Here is a 16,376-nt window from a genome sequence, read left to right on the forward strand (position 1 = left end):
GGCTCAGCACATCGCGCAGCCGCTCTGGCAAGGTCCTTTAATGAACAAGAACAACCGGCACCCTGACGACGGCAAGAAACCCATCACCATTTTCGGCCCTGACTTCCCATTCGCCTTCGATGACTGGCTGGAGCATCCGGCGGGCCTGGGCACGATTCCGGCGCAACGCCACGGCGAGGAAGTCGCGATCATCGGCGCCGGCATCGCCGGCCTGGTGGCCGCCTACGAGCTCATGAAACTGGGGCTCAAGCCAGTGGTGTACGAAGCCTCGAAGCTGGGTGGCCGGCTGCGCTCGCAAGCCTTCAATGGCACCGATGGCATCGTCGCCGAGTTGGGTGGCATGCGCTTTCCGGTGTCGTCCACGGCGTTCTATCACTACGTGGACAAACTGGGGTTGCAGACCAAGCCCTTTCCTAACCCATTGAGCTCGGCCTCCAGCAGCACGGTGATCGACCTCGAAGGGCAGACCTACTACGCCGAAACCCCTGCCGATCTTCCCAAGCTGTTCCATGAGGTGGCCGATGCCTGGGCTGACGCGTTGGAAAGCGGTGCGCAATTCGCCGATATCCAGCAAGCCATCCGTGATCGCGATGTACCACGCCTAAAGGCGCTGTGGAACAAACTCGTACCGCTGTGGGACGACCGCACCTTCTACGACTTCGTCGCCACCTCGCGCTCGTTCGCCAAGCTCAGTTTTCTGCACCGGGAAGTATTCGGCCAAGTGGGCTTCGGCACAGGCGGTTGGGACTCGGACTTCCCCAACTCGATGCTGGAGATCTTCCGGGTGGTCATGACCAACTGCGACGACCACCAGCATCTGATCGTGGGCGGCGTGGAGCAGGTACCGCAAGGTATCTGGCGCCATCGGCCCGAGCGCTGCGCCCATTGGCCCGAGGGCACCAGCTTGCGTTCCCTGCATGGCGGTGCACCCCGCACCGGGGTCAAGCGGATCCAGCGCGCTGCCGATGGCCGCCTGGCCGTCACCGACAACTGGGGGGACACCCGCCAGTACGGCGCCGTGCTCGCCACCTGCCAGACTTGGTTGCTGACCACCCAGATCGACTGCGAAGAATCGCTATTTTCCCAGAAAATGTGGATGGCACTGGACCGTACCCGCTACATGCAGTCGTCGAAAACCTTCGTCATGGTCGACAGGCCGTTCTGGAAGGACAAGGACCCGGAAACCGGCCGCGACCTGCTGAGCATGACCCTGACCGACCGCCTGACCCGCGGCACGTACCTGTTCGATAACGGCGACGACAAGCCGGGGGTCATCTGCCTGTCCTATGCCTGGATGAGCGATGCCTTGAAGATGCTGCCGCACCCGGTGGAGAAACGCGTGCAGCTGGCCTTGGACGCGCTGAAGAAGATCTATCCGAAAACCGACATCGCCGGCCACATCATTGGCGACCCGATCACCGTTTCGTGGGAAGCGGACCCGTATTTCCTCGGTGCCTTCAAGGGCGCCTTGCCGGGTCATTACCGCTACAACCAACGCATGTACGCTCACTTCATGCAAAAGAACATGCCCGCCGAGCAACGCGGCATCTTCATTGCTGGCGACGATGTGTCGTGGACGCCTGCCTGGGTAGAAGGCGCCGTGCAGACGTCGCTCAATGCGGTGTGGGGTATCATCAATCACTTCGGCGGGCACACCCACCCCGAGAACCCGGGGCCGGGCGATGTGTTCGACGAGATCGGCCCGATCGCGCTGGCCGACTGACCCAGGAGCTGTCATGCGCATAGCCTTGTTCCAAGCCCTGCCTGGCCCGCTGGATGTGCCCGGCAACCTGCAGCGGTTGCGCGATCAGGCTCAGTTGGCAGCCGGCCAGGGCGCGTCATTGCTGGTGTGCCCGGAAATGTTCCTGACCGGCTACAACATCGGCTCGGCTCAGGTGCAGCAACTGGCCGAAGCCTGCGATGGCCCGTCAGCACAGCACATCGTGCAGACCGCGCGCACCTGCGGTATCGCCATCGCCTACGGCTATCCGGAACGGGATCCGAACGGTGCCATTTTCAACAGTGTGCAATTGATCGCTGCCGATGGCCGCCGCCTTTGCAACTACCGCAAGACGCACCTGTTCGGCGAGCTCGATCGCACGATGTTCGAGCAGGGGCCGGATCACTTTCCGGTCGTCGAGCTGGACGGCTGGAAAGTCGGCCTGCTGATTTGCTACGACATCGAGTTCCCGGAAAATGCCCGTCGGCTGGCCTTGGCCGGCGCCGAACTGATCCTGGTCCCGACGGCCAACATGCAGCCCTACGACTTCGTTTGCCAGGTGACGGTGCGGGCACGGGCCCAGGAAAACCAGTGTTACCTGGTGTATGCCAACTACTGCGGCGCAGAAGACGCCATCGCCTATTGCGGACAAAGCAGCATCGTCGGCCCGGATGGCGGCGTATTGCGCATGGCAGGCCATGAAGAGTGCCTGCTGCTGGCCGAGCTGGAACAGCAAGCCGTGGTGCAGGGCCGTCGGGCCTTCCCCTACCTCACCGACCTGCGTCAGGCCTTACACGGACGAATGCCCCAGCAGGATCACTGACAGCGCACCGCTTGCAAGCTAGCATGGTCGGACCACACGGAGCCCCCATGCCTGACACCATCCGCCAGCTCACCCTTGCCAACGGCCTGCAGCTCAGCCTGCGCCACGCCCCTCGTCTCAAGCGCGCGGCGGCGGCGCTCAGGGTGCACGCGGGCAGCCATGATGCCCCTGCCAAATGGCCTGGGCTGGCGCATTTTCTCGAGCACCTGTTTTTTCTGGGTACAACGCGCCATCCCCTGGAAGATGGCCTGATGCGCTACGTGCAGGCGCTCGGCGGCCAGGTCAATGCCAGTACCCGCGAGCGGACGACGGACTTCTTCTTCGAAACCCCGCCCACAGCCTTGGCGGGCGGTTTGATGCGGCTGTGCCAGATGCTGGCCGAGCCGGACCTGGCCATCGCCCGCCAACGCGACGAGCGCGAAGTGATCCACGCCGAATTCATCGCCTGGTCGCGTAGCCGCCAGGCCCAGGCGCATCATGCCTTGCTGCAAGCCGTGGCGCCGGGGCATCCGTTGCGGGCCTTCCAGGCCGGTAACCGTTATACCTTGCCGCTGCAAGACCCCGCCTTCCAGCGAGCGTTGAGCGAGTTTCACCGAGGCTATTACCAGGGTGGTCAGATGGTGCTGGCGGTGAGCGGCCCTCAGTCCCTGGATGAGCTGGAACAGTTGGCGGTGCAATCCGCTCGACTGTTCGCCAGCGGCACGCGCGTGTTACAGCGCCCTCCACCCCCATTGGGCACAAGCTGCAACCGGCAACTGTTCGCCCATGAGCAGATGCCGGCTGGCGCTGAGCAGGCCCTGGCGCTGCTGATCAGTTGTCTGAACGACAGTCGCCCCGGCATGTGGCTCGCGGCCGCGCGCCAGCACTGCGGGTTGCAGGCCATCAAGGTGGAAACGCTCTACGCCTTTGCCGGGCAGCTGCTCTGGCACATTGACCTGACGCTGGGCGCCGGTATGCCAACTGGGCAGGCCATGGCCCTGCTGCACGGCTGGTTCGGATACATGCAGAACGCGGATTTTGCGCAGCTCAATCGAGAATTCGGGCGTCTGCAAAAGCGCCGTGAGCACAGCGCCAGCGCCATGGAGCTGGCACGCAGGGACAGCGCAGGGCTTCCCTTCACCGCGCTTGATACACAGGGGCAGCACGCCTTTACTGCGCTTCTGGCAAGCTTGCCGCGTTCGGACCTGGGCCGTTGGCAGTTCCCTTCGAGCGAGCCATTGCTGCACACGCGGTTGCCTGAAACCGGTGAGTGTTCGTTACCCGGCGGGCTGAGTATCAGCGACGCCTTGCCCACCGCGCGTCAGCACGCCGCCCTGCTTGTACGCTGGCAGGTGCCCCTTGCTTTGAAGGAATCACTGCATGCTGTTCTGGACCAAGCCCTTGCCCCACTCAAAGCGCGCTGTGAGCGCGCCTCGGTACAGCTACAGTTCAGCGGAGCGGGCCAGGGATGGGAGCTGCGCTGTGCAGGCGTAGCCTCGGCCGTGGTCACCGCCATCGGGATTGCCCTGCCCTTGTTGAAGGCCCCGCCGGCCGACTGTTGGGCTGACCATGCTGGGCCACCCAGTCAACCCATGCCCATCAGGGCATTGCTGGAACAGTTGCCAAACGCCGTGGCAGGCCTGGACGTGCAAGCGGTGGCCGGGTCACGACAGAGCCAGCCCCAACTCGACAGGCTCTGGCAGCAGGCCACCTGGCACGGGCTGGCCGTCGGTTTCGATGCAGATGCACAGCAGGCACTGTCAGCCGTCCTGCAAGGCCTGCCCGGCCATAGCGGCGCGCCTGTTCCCGTTCCGCCGCTCACCCGTCGTTGGTACACGGTGGGCGGGTACGGCAGCGAACATGCCTTGCTGGTGTTCTGCCCTTTGCCAGCGGGCATGGAGGCAGCGGGCAGGCTGCTGGCTCACCTGCTGCAAGGCCCTGTCTATCAACGTCTGCGGGTCGAGCTGCAACTGGGCTATGCGGTGTTCAGCGCCTTGCGCCAAGTAGAGGGGGTGCACGGGCTGATGCTCGGCGTTCAATCGCCTCACGCCAGCCCGGACATGATTCTGGAACAGGTGGTCACGCTATTGCGCGAGCGCGTCACGCTGGACGTTCCCTCGCAGCAACTGCTGGCCGATCAGTTCGATGAAGTGGTCATGAGCAATGTCGAGGTTGTGGAGTGGGCCTGGCAGACACACCTGGCTACACAACCCCGGACGCTAGATGACGTACGCAAGGCTATCCTCAACGTGCGGCAGCATGATCTGGAAAGGCTACAGGATGCATTGCTCGATGGGCAGGCGCCCTGGACCTGTCTGGCCAACGCTGCCGCGCCACCTGACTTTCAGGCGCAGCAGCGCGAGATTGTTGCACCTGGTGCAACGCTACTTTCCTGATACACAGTCTTCGGATGAACGGTTTTCTTGTAAGATAGCGCAACCCTGATTCAGGGAACCTCCTGCCTATGGCGGTACCCAAGTAGTAGTCAAGCGTTCCTCAAACCCATTCGGAAGGAGTAATCCCATGTGGACCAAACCTGCATACACTGACCTGCGTATCGGCTTCGAAGTCACCATGTACTTCGCCAACCGCTAAGCACGGCTTAGGGTACGACGCCTCGGCCTGCCGGGGCGTTTTCGTTTTTTGGACATGACTTTCCGCACAGCATAGAGAGCACCCATGTATATCCAGGTTCTCGGCTCGGCCGCCGGTGGCGGGTTTCCGCAGTGGAACTGCAACTGCGACAACTGCAAGGGCTTCAGGGACGGTACCCTGCGGGCCACTGCCCGCACCCAGTCATCCATCGCCCTGTCAGACGACGGTGTGCATTGGGTGTTGTGCAACGCTTCGCCAGACATTCGTGCACAGCTCCAGGCCTTCGCGCCCATGCAGCCTGCCCGAGGTCTGCGCGATACCGGCATAGACGCCATCATCCTGCTAGACAGCCAGATCGATCACACCACTGGCCTGCTCAGCCTGCGCGAAGGTTGCCCGCACCCGGTCTGGTGCACGGACATGGTCCACCAGGACCTGACCACCGGCTTTCCGCTGTTCACCATGCTCAGCCACTGGAACGGCGGCCTGCAATGGAACCGAATCGAGCTTGAAGGCAGTTTCGTCATCCAGGCCTGCCCTAACCTGCGGTTCACCCCTTTCCCGCTGCGCAGTGCGGCACCGCCCTATTCCCCACACCGCTTCGACCCGCACCCAGGCGACAACCTTGGCCTGCTGGTGGAGGACACCCGCACCGGTGGCAAGCTGTTCTATGCCCCGGGCCTTGGCCAGGTGGACGAGCAGTTGCTGGAGATGATGCAAGGCGCCGATTGTCTGCTGGTCGATGGCACCTTGTGGGAGGACGACGAGATGCAGCGCCGCGGGGTGGGCACGCGTACCGGCCGTGAAATGGGGCACCTGGCCCAGAACGGCGCCGGCGGCATGCTCGAAGTACTCGACGGCTTTGCGCGCCAGCGCAAAGTGCTCATCCACATCAACAACACCAACCCGATTCTCGACGAAGACTCACCCGAGCGCGCCGAAGTGCTGCGCCGCGGTGTGGAAGTAGCCTTCGACGGCATGAGCATCGAGTTGTAACGGGCCTGCCTGCCACCCCAGCCTTCCAGGAGCCAGCCGAATGAGCGATGCACTGCCAATGTCCCCTGCCGAGTTCGAGCAGGCCCTGCGCGCCAAGGGCGCCTACTACCACATTCACCATCCCTACCACGTAGCCATGTATGAAGGCCGTGCTACCCGCGAACAGATCCAGGGTTGGGTAGCCAACCGCTTCTATTACCAGGTCAACATCCCGATGAAGGACGCCGCCATCCTGGCCAATTGCCCGGATCGCGAGGTACGCCGGGAGTGGATACAGCGCTTGCTCGACCATGATGGCGCACCTGGTGAAGACGGCGGCATCGAAGCCTGGCTGCGCCTGGGCCAGGCGGTTGGCCTTGACCCTGAGCAGTTGCGCTCACAGGAATTGGTATTGCCGGGGGTGCGCTTTGCCGTGGATGCCTACGTGAATTTTGCCCGTCGCGCCAGTTGGCAGGAAGCGGCCAGCAGCTCGCTGACCGAACTCTTCGCCCCGCAGATCCACCAATCACGCCTGGACAGCTGGCCGCAGCACTACCCCTGGATCGACCCGGCAGGCTACGCGTATTTCCGCACGCGCCTTGGCCAGGCTCGCCGCGATGTTGAGCATGGCCTGGCCATTACCTTGCAGCACTACACCACCTGGGCTGGGCAGCAGCGTATGCTGGAAATCCTCCAGTTCAAGCTGGACATCCTGTGGAGCATGCTCGATGCCATGAGCATGGCCTATGAGCTGAACCGGCCGCCCTATCACTCCGTCACCCAGGAGCGGGTGTGGCATAAAGGAATCACTCTATGAAATTCGATCGTCAGCAAGTGCCCAGGTGGCGCCAGGGTTACCGCTTCCAGTACGAGCCTGCCCAGAAAGGCCATGTACTGCTCTACCCTGAAGGCATGATCAAGCTCAACGAAAGCGCCAGCCTGATCGGTGGGTTGATCGACGGCCAGCGCGATGTGGCAGCCATCATCGACGCACTCCAGCAGCAATTCCCCGATGTGCCGGAAGTGGCCGACGATATCGAGCAGTTCATGGAGGTGGCCCGTGCCGAACACTGGATCGAGCTTGCCTGAGCTACCGCCCACGCCCGAGGTCGGCCTGCCGCTGTGGCTGCTGGCCGAGTTGACCTACCGCTGCCCGCTGCAGTGCCCCTATTGCTCCAACCCCCTGGATTTCGCAGCCCAGGGCCAGGAGTTGAGCACTGCGCAGTGGTTCAAGGTCATGGCCCAGGCCCGCGAGATGGGCGCCGCGCAGATTGGGTTTTCCGGGGGCGAGCCGCTGGTTCGCCAGGACCTCGCCGAGCTGATCGCCGAGGCCCGCCGGCTGGGGTACTACACCAACCTGATTACCTCGGGTATCGGCTTGACCGAGGCGCGCATCGCCGCCTTCAAGCAGGCCGGCCTGGACCATATCCAGATCAGCTTCCAGGCCAGCGACGAGCAGGTGAACAACCTGCTGGCCGGTTCCCGAAAGGCGTTCGCACAGAAGTTGGAAATGGCCCGCGCCGTGAAGGCCCATGGTTACCCCATGGTGCTCAACTTCGTCACCCACCGGCACAACATCGACAAGATCGACCGCATCATCGAGTTGTGCATCGCCCTGGAAGCGGATTTCGTCGAACTGGCCACGTGCCAGTTCTACGGTTGGGCGCACCTTAACCGGGTTGGGCTGTTGCCCACCCGTGATCAGCTGGAGCGGGCCGAGCGGATTACCAACGAGTATCGCGACAAGCTCAAGACCGAAGGCAACCCGTGCAAGCTGATCTTCGTCACGCCGGACTACTACGAAGAGCGGCCCAAGGCCTGTATGAACGGCTGGGGCAATCTGTTCCTGACCATCACCCCCGACGGCACCGCCCTGCCATGCCATGGGGCCCGTCAGTTGCCGGTGCAGTTCCCCAACGTGCGTGAGCATGACCTGCGACACATCTGGTATGAGTCGTTCGGCTTCAACCGCTTCCGTGGCTACCAGTGGATGCCGGAACCCTGCCGCTCCTGCGATGAAAAGGAGAAGGACTTTGGTGGCTGCCGATGCCAGGCCTTCATGCTCACCGGTGATGCCAGCAATGCCGACCCGGTATGTGCCAAGTCGCCCGACCACGGCTTGATCCTCAAGGCCCGCGAGCAGGCGCAAGGCGCCGACCTCGCCATAGATCAGATGACTTTCCGAAATGAACGAAACTCCCGTGTCATCGCCCGAGGCTGAGTTCACCGCCGCCCAGGCCGTCGCCGCCGGCACCGATTTCGCCGAACTCAAGGTCGGTGATGCCGGCCTGTTCTGGGTTGAATTTCGGCCGGCCGACGACGCTTGCCGCATCTGGCACTGGCATCATCACCAGGCACGTTGCCTGACCCCGGACGGCTTCAGTGTACGCAGCCGTGTCTACGAATATGGTGGGGGCAGTTTCTGCCTGGGCGGGGACGGCCTCGTGTTCGTCAACGAGAAGGACCAGCAGGTTTACACCCAGCCCTTGGACAACACGCCGCCGCGCCCCCTTACCCAGGACCCCGCCTGCCGCTATGGCGATGTGCAATGGCATGACGGGCAGGCTCTGGCTGTGGAGGAGCGCCATGGCGAAACCGTGGAGCACCGCCTGGTGGCTTTGGCCGAGGGGACGCGTCAGGTGCTGGGCGAAGGCGCCGATTTCTACGCCTCGCCCACAGTCAGCCCGGACGGGCAGCGCCTGGCCTGGATCGAATGGGACCGCCCGGCGCAGCCGTGGACGGTAACGCGGCTGATGACCTGCCGTCGCGAGGCCAGCGGCCAATGGGGGGCAGCGCAAACGGTAGCAGCGGGCGATGAATCGCTGCAGCAACCTCGCTTCGATACGGCTAACCGCCTGTACTGCCTGTCCGATTGCAATGGTTTCTGGCAGCCGTGGGGTGAGCTTGATGGCAGCTGGCAAGCGCTGGCAAGCGAGCCTGCCGACCATGCCGCAGCACCGTGGCAACTGGGCGCCAGTACCTGGCTGGCACTCGGACCACAGCATTACCTGGCCACTTGGTTCGAAGCAGGTTTCGGGCAACTGGGCCTGCGCACGCCCGATGGTCGCAGCGAGCGGTTCGCCAGCGCCTACACCCGCTTTCGCCACCTGGCCATGGACGCCACCTGCGTGTATGCCATCGCCGCCTCGCCTATCAGCCCTGCGGCGGTCATTGCGATTGCCCGTGACACCCATGAAGTGAACGTACTGGCCGGTGGCGCCGAGGTATTACCGGCGCATCGGATCAGCTTGCCCCAGTCATTTCATTGCGGGGCTGGAGAGGCGCTGGCCCATGGCTTTTTCTATCCGGCTGCCGGCAGTATCACGCCATCGCCGCTGATCGTCTTCGTTCACGGCGGCCCGACCTCGGCCTGCTATCCCGTGCTCGACCCGAGAATCCAGTTCTGGACCCACCGAGGCTTCGCCGTTGCCGACCTCAACTACCGCGGCAGTAGTGGCTATGGCCGTGAGTACCGCCATGCCCTGCACCTGCGTTGGGGCCAAAGCGATGTAGAAGATGCCTGCTCAGCCGTCGAGCGTCTGGCTGCCGATGGCCTGATCGACAGGACCCAGGTGTTCATCCGGGGCGGCAGCGCCGGCGGCTACACCGCTCTTTGCGCACTGGCGTTCACGGACGTATTCCGGGCAGGCGCGAGCCTGTATGGCGTCAGCGACCCGGTGGCACTGGCGCGTGCCACGCACAAGTTCGAGGGTGACTACCTGGACTGGCTGATCGGTGATCCGGTCCAGGATGCCGAGCGCTACCGGCAGCGCACGCCGCTGCTGCACGCCGAGCGAATCAAGGTGCCGGTGGTGTTCTTTCAAGGGGAACTGGATGCGGTCGTGGTGCCAGAGCAGACCCGCGCCATGCTCGCAGCGCTCAATGCCAATGGCATCGAAGCCCAGGCACATTTCTACGAGGGCGAACGGCACGGGTTTCGCAAGGCCCGTAACCTGGAGCATGCGCTCGATCAGGAATGGCGATTCTACTGCAAGGTGCTTGAGCAGCATTAAGCCGGCGGCTCACGGCTATCCGTGAGCCGCACCGAATTCAGCGCCTGGCGATGATGTACACCGCGTGCACGATGCCTGGGATATAGCCCAGCAAGGTCAGCAGAATGTTCAGCCAGAAGGCTCCACCAAACCCCACCTGCAGAAACACGCCCAAGGGCGGCAGAATGATTGCGATGATAATCCGGATAATGTCCATGCGAGTCTCTCCGTAAGGGGTTACATCACAGACTCGCCGCCGCTTGCAGAGGTTCCACAGCCAAAAAAAACGCCCAGGGCCGAATGTGACAGGCCCGGGGCGGTGCGCAGAAACGCCAGACGGTTCGGTTTTACGTGGGTGGCCTAGGCGGGCATCTTTCGTCCCGAGGCCTGGACAGCGTGCAGTCGCGCGAACGCGCGCGAAAGCCTCAACAGCATTTCGTCGACATTGCCGCGGGTCACCGTTAGCGCCGGCGAGAACCGCAGCACATCGGCCTGGGGCGCACCGACCAGCAGGCACTCTTGCAATGCCGCACGCTCCAGCGCCCGTGCCAGGGGTTCGTTGAGCTGCAACGTCCACAACAGCCCATTCCCGCAGATCTGGCCCTGGCCAAAGCGGCCCGCCAGGCGGCTAAGTCCCTCACGTAGATGACGGCCAGTGTCCTGCACGTGCTCAAGGAAGCCTGCATCCAGCACCGTCTTCAGGACTGCCAGGCCTGCTGCGGCCGTCACCGCATTGCTGTACCGGGCACCCGGCAGCCCTGCCAACGGCGCGCAGCAAGCGCTGTTGCGCACCAGCACAGCGGCAAGTGGCACACCCCCACCAAGGCCGGCACCCAGCACCAAGATGTCGGCTTGCACGCCGTACAGGGTTTCGGCCAGCAATGCACCGCAGCGGCCCATGCCTGTGCGCGCTTCATCAAGAATCAGCAGAATGCCCAGCTCGCGGCAAAGGGCCTCTGCGCCCTTGAGGTATTCGGCGGTTGCAAGAACGATCGCACCCTGGCTTTGCAATGGTTCCAACACGATGGCTACCGTGCGCGACTCAACTGCGGCGTGCAGTGCAGCCAGGTCATTGAACGGCACATGGCTCAGATGGGCGTGTTCCGTTTTGCTATGGCTTGCACTGCTGGCCACAGGCGCACCGTATACGTCTTCCCCGCCCTGGCGGGCAACGATGATATGGCCCGCGCCGTGGCGGTGGCGTTCACCCCAGTGGCGAGCCAGGCGAATAGCGGCTTCATGTGCCTGTGCCGCGCTGTCGAAAAGCAGGGCACGTTCACTCCCGGTCGCTTGGCAGAGCTGGTCGCTCAATGCCAGAACGCCCTCGTGCGAGCGCCCTACACCGGGATTGATCAAGGCCTGAGCCTGGTTCGCCACCGCCTTGACGATCGACTCGGGGCTGTGCCCCAGCGTGTTGACCCCGTCGCCTTGGTTGAAGTCCAGACAGGCTTGGCCTTGGTCGTCCCAAAGCCACGCGCCTTGCCCTCTGATGAAAACAGGTGAGTCAGGAGCCTTGGCATCAATACGAGGCCGAGCGCGTGCTGGCTCAGGCAACGTTTCAATCCCGACAGCACGCGCTGGACGGCGAAGGTTGAACAGGTTCATCGAAGTTATGCACGCTTGGATGATGGGCAGGGCTGGAACGGCCTTGGTATAACTGAAATGCCGTGCCTATGGATAGGGAGTCAGACCGCGGTAAGGATAAGGTCCTCGTAAAGCCTGTAACCCGTTGTTATACCGCGATAGACTAGGCGCCGGATGCTGATTCCGACATTTCGATTTAGCAGTATTTTCAATAAGTAGAACTTATGGATTTTCGCCAACTGCGTTATTTCGTCGCGGTCTATGAAGAAGGCCATGTCGGGCGTGCCGCCGAGCGCCTGTCATTGTCTCAGCCGGCCCTGTCTCAGCAGATTCGCCAGCTCGAGCATGGCCTGGACCTAAGCCTGTTCGAGCGCAGTAACAAGCGCCTGCTGCCTACACTGGCGGCGCACACCTTGTACAACCATGCCCTGCCCTTGCTCGATGGCTTGCAAAGGGCCCACGAGGCGATGCGAAACTTCAAGGGGCAGGCACTGCGAACCCTGGCGATCGGCGTCTTGCAAACGGTTCGGCCGAGCCTGGTACCGCAGCTTCTGGAACGACTGCGCAAGGCCCAGCCGCATCTGGTAGTGCAGATCTATGAGTTGTCGGGGTTGGAAATCGAGAAGCGCCTGATCAGCGGCACGCTGGACATCGGCATCAGCTACCTGCCCGCGCGCCAACCTGGGCTGCATGGCGTGTTGTTGTACGAGGACGAATTGCAGTTGGTCATCCCAGCGACCCACCCGCTCAAGGACTTCAAGAAGGTGTCGATCCGCCAGGCGGCGGAACTGCCCATGCTGATGCTGGGCGAGGAATTCCAGATGCGTCAGATCTGGCAGGCACAGCTGGCCAGCCAAGGTCGTCGCCCGCAGGTTCAGGCAGAAATGAATAACATGGCAGGCATTCTCGACAGCCTATCGCACACCTCACTGGCGACCATCCTGCCGGGGCGGGCCAAGGAAGCCGAACAGGCGCAGCAAGGGCTGCTGTGGAAGCCGTTGAGTGAACCCAGGGTGCCCTTGAAGGTAGGCCTGGTGTTCCGTGACGCTCAGCGTCAGCAGGCCTCAATAGAACTTCTGCGTGGCCTGCTCGAAGAAGAGACTGACTTGCGTGGACCGGCGGCTTCGCCACTCGATGCACTGGGCTGAACGTGACGCACAAGAAAAACCCCGCCGAGGCGGGGTTCTTCAGACTGTTTCCCTGTGACATCCGTATCGCCCCACCATCCTGGCAGGAAATCCTTCGTCGTCTTCCGTGATCTGTCCTATGCGCTTCCTGCGCAACGTCCATGGAATAAAGATAACCCTGGATCCAATCTGAGAACAGTGGTGAAAAGTCACCACGTGCTGTAGGAAAAGGCTTACAAAGGGTAATCATTCCTATCTGCACCCTTTGTAGTGGCGCCCACCCTGAAGCGGGCGCCCTTAGCTACGGCCGTATTCAACGTCTGCGCCAGTCCTAGAACTGCTCCGCATCCAACAGGTACAGCGTTTCGCTACCCGCCTTGACCGAGGCGATGAGCGAGTCGACGCGCGGCAGCAAGCGAGCAAAATAGAAGCGTGCCGTGCCGAGCTTGCCTTGGTAGAACGCTTCATCACCCTCGCCTGCCAGGGCAGCCTGGGCCATCAATGCCCACATGTAGGCATAGGCGACATAGCCGAAGGCATGCAGGTATTCAACCGACGCTGCCCCGATCTCGTTCGGATTGCCCTTGGCTTGTTGCAGCACCCAGTCGGTCACACCGTCCAGCTGGTCGAGCGCGGCGCCTAGGGGAGCGGTAAACGCAGCCATGTCAGCCCCGGCACCGGCAATGAACTGACGCACTTCGTCGGAGAACAACTGGTAGTACGCGCCACCACTGGCCACCACCTTGCGGCCCATCAAGTCCAGCGCCTGGATACCATTGGTGCCTTCGTAGATTTGGGTAATGCGCACATCGCGCACCAGCTGCTCCTGCCCCCATTCGCGGATATACCCGTGCCCACCGAACACTTGCTGGCCGTGAAGGGTGCACTCAAGGCCCAGGTCCGTCAGAAATGCCTTGGCCACAGGAGTTAACAGCGCGACCAATTCTTCGCTGCGCTTGCGTACGGCACTGTCTTGCGCGTATTTGGCGCTGTCCAGCTGCATGGCCACGTAGCTGGAAAACGCCCGCCCGCCCTCGGTCAGCGCCTTCATGGTCAGCAGCATGCGCCGCACATCCGGGTGCACGATGATCGGGTCAGCAGGCTTTTCCTTGGCTTGCGGCCCAGTCGGCGCACGACTTTGCAGGCGCTCGCGGGCATAGTCGACAGCATTCTGATAAGAGCGCTCGGCCGAGGCGAGCCCCTGGATACCAACGCCAAGCCGCTCGTAGTTCATCATGGTGAACATCGCGGCCAGGCCCTTGTTGGGCTCCCCAACGATGTAGCCGACCGCCTCGTCGAAATTCATCACGCAGGTGGCCGAGGCCTGGATACCCATCTTGTGCTCGATGGACCCGCAGGTCGCCGGGTTGCGGGCACCCAGGCTGCCGTCGTCGTTGACCAGGAATTTGGGGACCAGAAACAGGGAGATCCCCTTGGGGCCGGCCGGTGCGCCCGGTAGCTTGGCCAGAACCAGATGGATGATGTTCTCGGTCAGGTCGTGCTCGCCACCGGTGATGAAGATCTTGGTGCCGGTCACCCGGTAGCTGCCGTCAGCCTGAGGCTCGGCCTTGGTTCGGATCATGCCAAGGTCAGTGCCCGCATGGGGTTCGGTCAGGCACATGGAGCCTGCCCACACACCTGAATACATGTTCGGCAAATACGTGTGCTTGAGCGCCTCGTCGGCGTGCGCGTTGATCGACAGGCAGGCGCCTGCGGTGAGCATGGGGTACAAGCCAAACGACAGGCTGGCTGCGTTGACCATCTCCTCGACCTGGGCCGATACCGCCTTGGGCATGCCCATGCCGCCGAAGGCTGGATCACCACCCACGCCTACCCAACCACCTTGAGCATAGGTGTCATAGGCTTCGATGAACCCCGCGGGCGTATGCACCGCGCCACTGTCCCAGCGGCAGCCTTCCTCGTCGGCAGCGCGGCTGAGCGGTGCGATGCTGCGTGCGGTGACCTTGCCCGCCTCTTCAAGCACCGCCATGGCCGTTTCGACATCGACCAACTCGGCCAAGCCCGGCAGCTGCGCCCACTGCTGGCCTACGTTGAAGACTTCATTCAGTACGAAGCGCATGTCGCGCAGGGGCGCTTTATATTCAGCCATGACAACCTCTCGCTGGTCAGGACGGGCGGCGATGAGTACCGCAGCACGGGTAGTAGGACCAGTGTAACCGAACAACTTTTACGACACATAGGGTCATCAACAGACTGTAGAGTCAGCAATGGTCACGCTTCCCGCACCGCTCCACGACGGTTTCTCAGGCCGTGAACCATCAAACAATTGCGCCCTGCGGCCTTGGCAGCGTAAAGCGCCTGGTCGGCAGCCTTGAGCACCTCATCAACGCTACGGTTGTCGCCCTGCCGCTCGGCCACACCCAGGCTGATGGTCACCGTAACCGTGTCGCCACTGCTGCCCGCGCGGCGCTGGCGCCCGGTGATGTCATCCAGCGGACGCGCACTTTGGTCACGCAAGTGCATGCCATAGCCTGCGATCGCCTCTCGAACCGCTTCCAGATGCGGCACGCACTGCTCGGCCGTCTTGCCCGCGAACACCACGGCGAACTCTTCGCCGCCGTAGCGATAGGCGCGGCCTCCCCCTTTGACCTTGCCAAGCCGGCTGGCGACGAGGCGCAATACCTGGTCGCCGACATCATGCCCGTGGGTATCGTTGAAGCGCTTGAAATGGTCCACGTCGGCCATGGCAATCACATAGGAGCGCCCTAGTCGCTGCAGGCGCTCATTGAGCGCGCGACGGCCCGGCAACCCGGTGAGCTCGTCACGAAATGCCATCTGGTACGCTTCATGGGCGACTGCCGTGGCAATCATCAGCATGACCTGACTGCACATGATGTTAAGCGTGAAGGGCAACACGAACGTCTTGGGCAGCATCCAGAAAATACCGATCAGGCCCACGATCAAGGCGCCATGCAGGGGCCTGGGCGCACGCAGGTACTGCACGACGAGTAGCGCCAGCATGCCCATGAACACCGGGTAAGCCAGCTGAATCAGGCTCATCCACTGGCCGTGCAGGACCGGCCAGCGGATTTCCGCCAGGCTGGCCAGCAACGCCTCGGGAAAGCTTTGCTCGAAGCCTGCCGCCACCGCGGCCGTGGCCACCAGCACCGCACACCGGGCGACCAGGTCCTGGAGCAGATGCAAGCGCTCCTGCCAGATGCCATAAAGGCCATACAACGCCGGTAGTAGCAGGCACACCAGGTGGAAGATCACGGCAGCGTCTTCACGAACGCGGCCGTTGTCCCGGTAGAAGTCGGTCTGGGTATCGAGCAGGAAATAGGCGATGTACACCGTGAGCATTAGAAACAGCTCCCGCTGGCGCCTGTATACCGCGCAATAGGCGCCGCCCATCAACAGCACGAGGGTTGGCAAAACATTGAAAAGCGACGTGAAGAAAACGCTGAGGTCCTTGACGTAAGCCGCAGCCAAGCCTGCCCCCAGCAAGACGAGAGAGGGTACGAAATGGCTTGCGCGAACAGCGTCAAGGCGAAGCAAAGGCAATTCCAACCTGGCAGACCAATAGTGGCATTGTGCCCTTAGTTGATCGGCCATTCACCTGT

Annotated in this window: 14 protein-coding genes; 10 read left to right on the plus strand and 4 right to left on the minus strand. The window is 62.6% G+C overall.

The window, feature by feature from the left end:
* The first annotated feature begins 40 nt into the window (after positions 1-40).
* The 9 genes from ACF8E5_RS06960 (at position 41) to ACF8E5_RS07000 (ending at position 10,105) form a co-directional block, all read left to right on the plus strand.
* The gene (locus ACF8E5_RS06960; protein WP_197844395.1) at positions 41-1,723 is read left to right on the plus strand and encodes an NAD(P)/FAD-dependent oxidoreductase; all 1,683 of its coding nucleotides are present in this window, start codon (positions 41-43) and stop codon (positions 1,721-1,723) included.
* A gap of 13 nt (positions 1,724-1,736) precedes the next feature.
* The gene (locus ACF8E5_RS06965; protein ID WP_197844396.1) at positions 1,737-2,543 is read left to right on the plus strand and encodes a carbon-nitrogen hydrolase family protein; all 807 of its coding nucleotides are present in this window, start codon (positions 1,737-1,739) and stop codon (positions 2,541-2,543) included.
* 47 nt (positions 2,544-2,590) lie between these two features.
* The gene (pqqF, locus tag ACF8E5_RS06970) at positions 2,591-4,918 is read left to right on the plus strand and encodes a pyrroloquinoline quinone biosynthesis protein PqqF (protein WP_197844397.1); all 2,328 of its coding nucleotides are present in this window, start codon (positions 2,591-2,593) and stop codon (positions 4,916-4,918) included.
* A gap of 127 nt (positions 4,919-5,045) precedes the next feature.
* Positions 5,046-5,117 (plus strand): pyrroloquinoline quinone precursor peptide PqqA, encoded by a 72-nt coding sequence (gene pqqA, locus ACF8E5_RS06975; RefSeq protein WP_003243383.1) that lies wholly within the window; start codon positions 5,046-5,048, stop codon positions 5,115-5,117.
* A gap of 84 nt (positions 5,118-5,201) precedes the next feature.
* Positions 5,202-6,113, plus strand: a complete 912-nt coding sequence (gene pqqB, locus ACF8E5_RS06980) for a pyrroloquinoline quinone biosynthesis protein PqqB (RefSeq protein WP_078479231.1) — start codon at positions 5,202-5,204, stop codon at positions 6,111-6,113.
* Between the two features lie 40 nt (positions 6,114-6,153).
* Positions 6,154-6,909, plus strand: a complete 756-nt coding sequence (pqqC, locus tag ACF8E5_RS06985; protein WP_023532576.1) for a pyrroloquinoline-quinone synthase PqqC — start codon at positions 6,154-6,156, stop codon at positions 6,907-6,909.
* A complete protein-coding gene (gene pqqD / locus ACF8E5_RS06990) occupies positions 6,906-7,181 on the plus strand; it encodes a pyrroloquinoline quinone biosynthesis peptide chaperone PqqD (protein WP_058603019.1) in 276 nt (91 codons plus the stop codon). The genes pqqC and pqqD overlap by 4 nt, the downstream gene beginning before the upstream one ends.
* Positions 7,153-8,313 (plus strand): pyrroloquinoline quinone biosynthesis protein PqqE, encoded by a 1,161-nt coding sequence (pqqE, locus tag ACF8E5_RS06995; RefSeq protein ID WP_392475061.1) that lies wholly within the window; start codon positions 7,153-7,155, stop codon positions 8,311-8,313. The genes pqqD and pqqE overlap by 29 nt, the downstream gene beginning before the upstream one ends.
* Positions 8,279-10,105, plus strand: a complete 1,827-nt coding sequence (locus tag ACF8E5_RS07000) for a S9 family peptidase (RefSeq protein ID WP_392475062.1) — start codon at positions 8,279-8,281, stop codon at positions 10,103-10,105. The genes pqqE and ACF8E5_RS07000 overlap by 35 nt, the downstream gene beginning before the upstream one ends.
* Positions 10,106-10,142: 37 nt before the next feature.
* Here the strand turns inward: ACF8E5_RS07000 and ACF8E5_RS07005 are convergent, their stop codons facing one another.
* Both ACF8E5_RS07005 and ACF8E5_RS07010 read right to left on the minus strand, forming a co-directional pair.
* Complete coding sequence (locus tag ACF8E5_RS07005; protein WP_023532725.1) at positions 10,143-10,301, minus strand: YqaE/Pmp3 family membrane protein; 159 nt, start codon at positions 10,299-10,301, stop codon at positions 10,143-10,145.
* 143 nt (positions 10,302-10,444) lie between these two features.
* Complete coding sequence (locus ACF8E5_RS07010; RefSeq protein ID WP_392475063.1) at positions 10,445-11,689, minus strand: aspartate aminotransferase family protein; 1,245 nt, start codon at positions 11,687-11,689, stop codon at positions 10,445-10,447.
* 203 nt (positions 11,690-11,892) lie between these two features.
* On the opposite strand from ACF8E5_RS07010, the gene ACF8E5_RS07015 reads away from it, so the two are divergent.
* Positions 11,893-12,816, plus strand: coding sequence for a LysR family transcriptional regulator (locus ACF8E5_RS07015; RefSeq protein ID WP_058603015.1), 924 nt, complete (start codon positions 11,893-11,895; stop codon positions 12,814-12,816).
* Positions 12,817-13,126: 310 nt separating this feature from the next.
* On the opposite strand, the gene ACF8E5_RS07020 is transcribed toward ACF8E5_RS07015, so the two are convergent.
* A complete protein-coding gene (locus ACF8E5_RS07020) occupies positions 13,127-14,905 on the minus strand; it encodes an acyl-CoA dehydrogenase C-terminal domain-containing protein (RefSeq protein WP_196121325.1) in 1,779 nt (592 codons plus the stop codon).
* A 122-nt stretch (positions 14,906-15,027) separates the two neighbouring features.
* Positions 15,028-16,311: a diguanylate cyclase gene (locus ACF8E5_RS07025; RefSeq protein WP_392475064.1), complete on the minus strand. Its 1,284-nt coding sequence runs from the start codon at positions 16,309-16,311 to the stop codon at positions 15,028-15,030.
* Positions 16,312-16,376: the final 65 nt, after the last annotated feature.

Source organism: Pseudomonas sp. WSY_20, from assembly GCF_043104335.1.
Classification (GTDB): Bacteria; Pseudomonadota; Gammaproteobacteria; order Pseudomonadales; family Pseudomonadaceae; genus Aquipseudomonas; species Aquipseudomonas parafulva_B.

Bases quoted from the DNA above. Each gene is read 5' to 3' on its own strand.
- ACF8E5_RS06960 (WP_197844395.1), top strand. From the start codon at position 41: ATGAACAAGAACAACCGGCACCCTGACGACGGCAAGAAACCCATCACC.
- ACF8E5_RS06965 (WP_197844396.1), top strand. From the start codon at position 1,737: ATGCGCATAGCCTTGTTCCAAGCCCTGCCTGGCCCGCTGGATGTGCCC.
- pqqF (WP_197844397.1), top strand. From the start codon at position 2,591: ATGCCTGACACCATCCGCCAGCTCACCCTTGCCAACGGCCTGCAGCTC.
- pqqB (WP_078479231.1), top strand. From the start codon at position 5,202: ATGTATATCCAGGTTCTCGGCTCGGCCGCCGGTGGCGGGTTTCCGCAG.
- pqqC (WP_023532576.1), top strand. From the start codon at position 6,154: ATGAGCGATGCACTGCCAATGTCCCCTGCCGAGTTCGAGCAGGCCCTG.
- pqqD (WP_058603019.1), top strand. From the start codon at position 6,906: ATGAAATTCGATCGTCAGCAAGTGCCCAGGTGGCGCCAGGGTTACCGC.
- ACF8E5_RS07000 (WP_392475062.1), top strand. From the start codon at position 8,279: ATGAACGAAACTCCCGTGTCATCGCCCGAGGCTGAGTTCACCGCCGCC.
- ACF8E5_RS07005 (WP_023532725.1), bottom strand. From the start codon at position 10,301: ATGGACATTATCCGGATTATCATCGCAATCATTCTGCCGCCCTTGGGC.
- ACF8E5_RS07010 (WP_392475063.1), bottom strand. From the start codon at position 11,689: ATGAACCTGTTCAACCTTCGCCGTCCAGCGCGTGCTGTCGGGATTGAA.
- ACF8E5_RS07015 (WP_058603015.1), top strand. From the start codon at position 11,893: ATGGATTTTCGCCAACTGCGTTATTTCGTCGCGGTCTATGAAGAAGGC.
- ACF8E5_RS07020 (WP_196121325.1), bottom strand. From the start codon at position 14,905: ATGGCTGAATATAAAGCGCCCCTGCGCGACATGCGCTTCGTACTGAAT.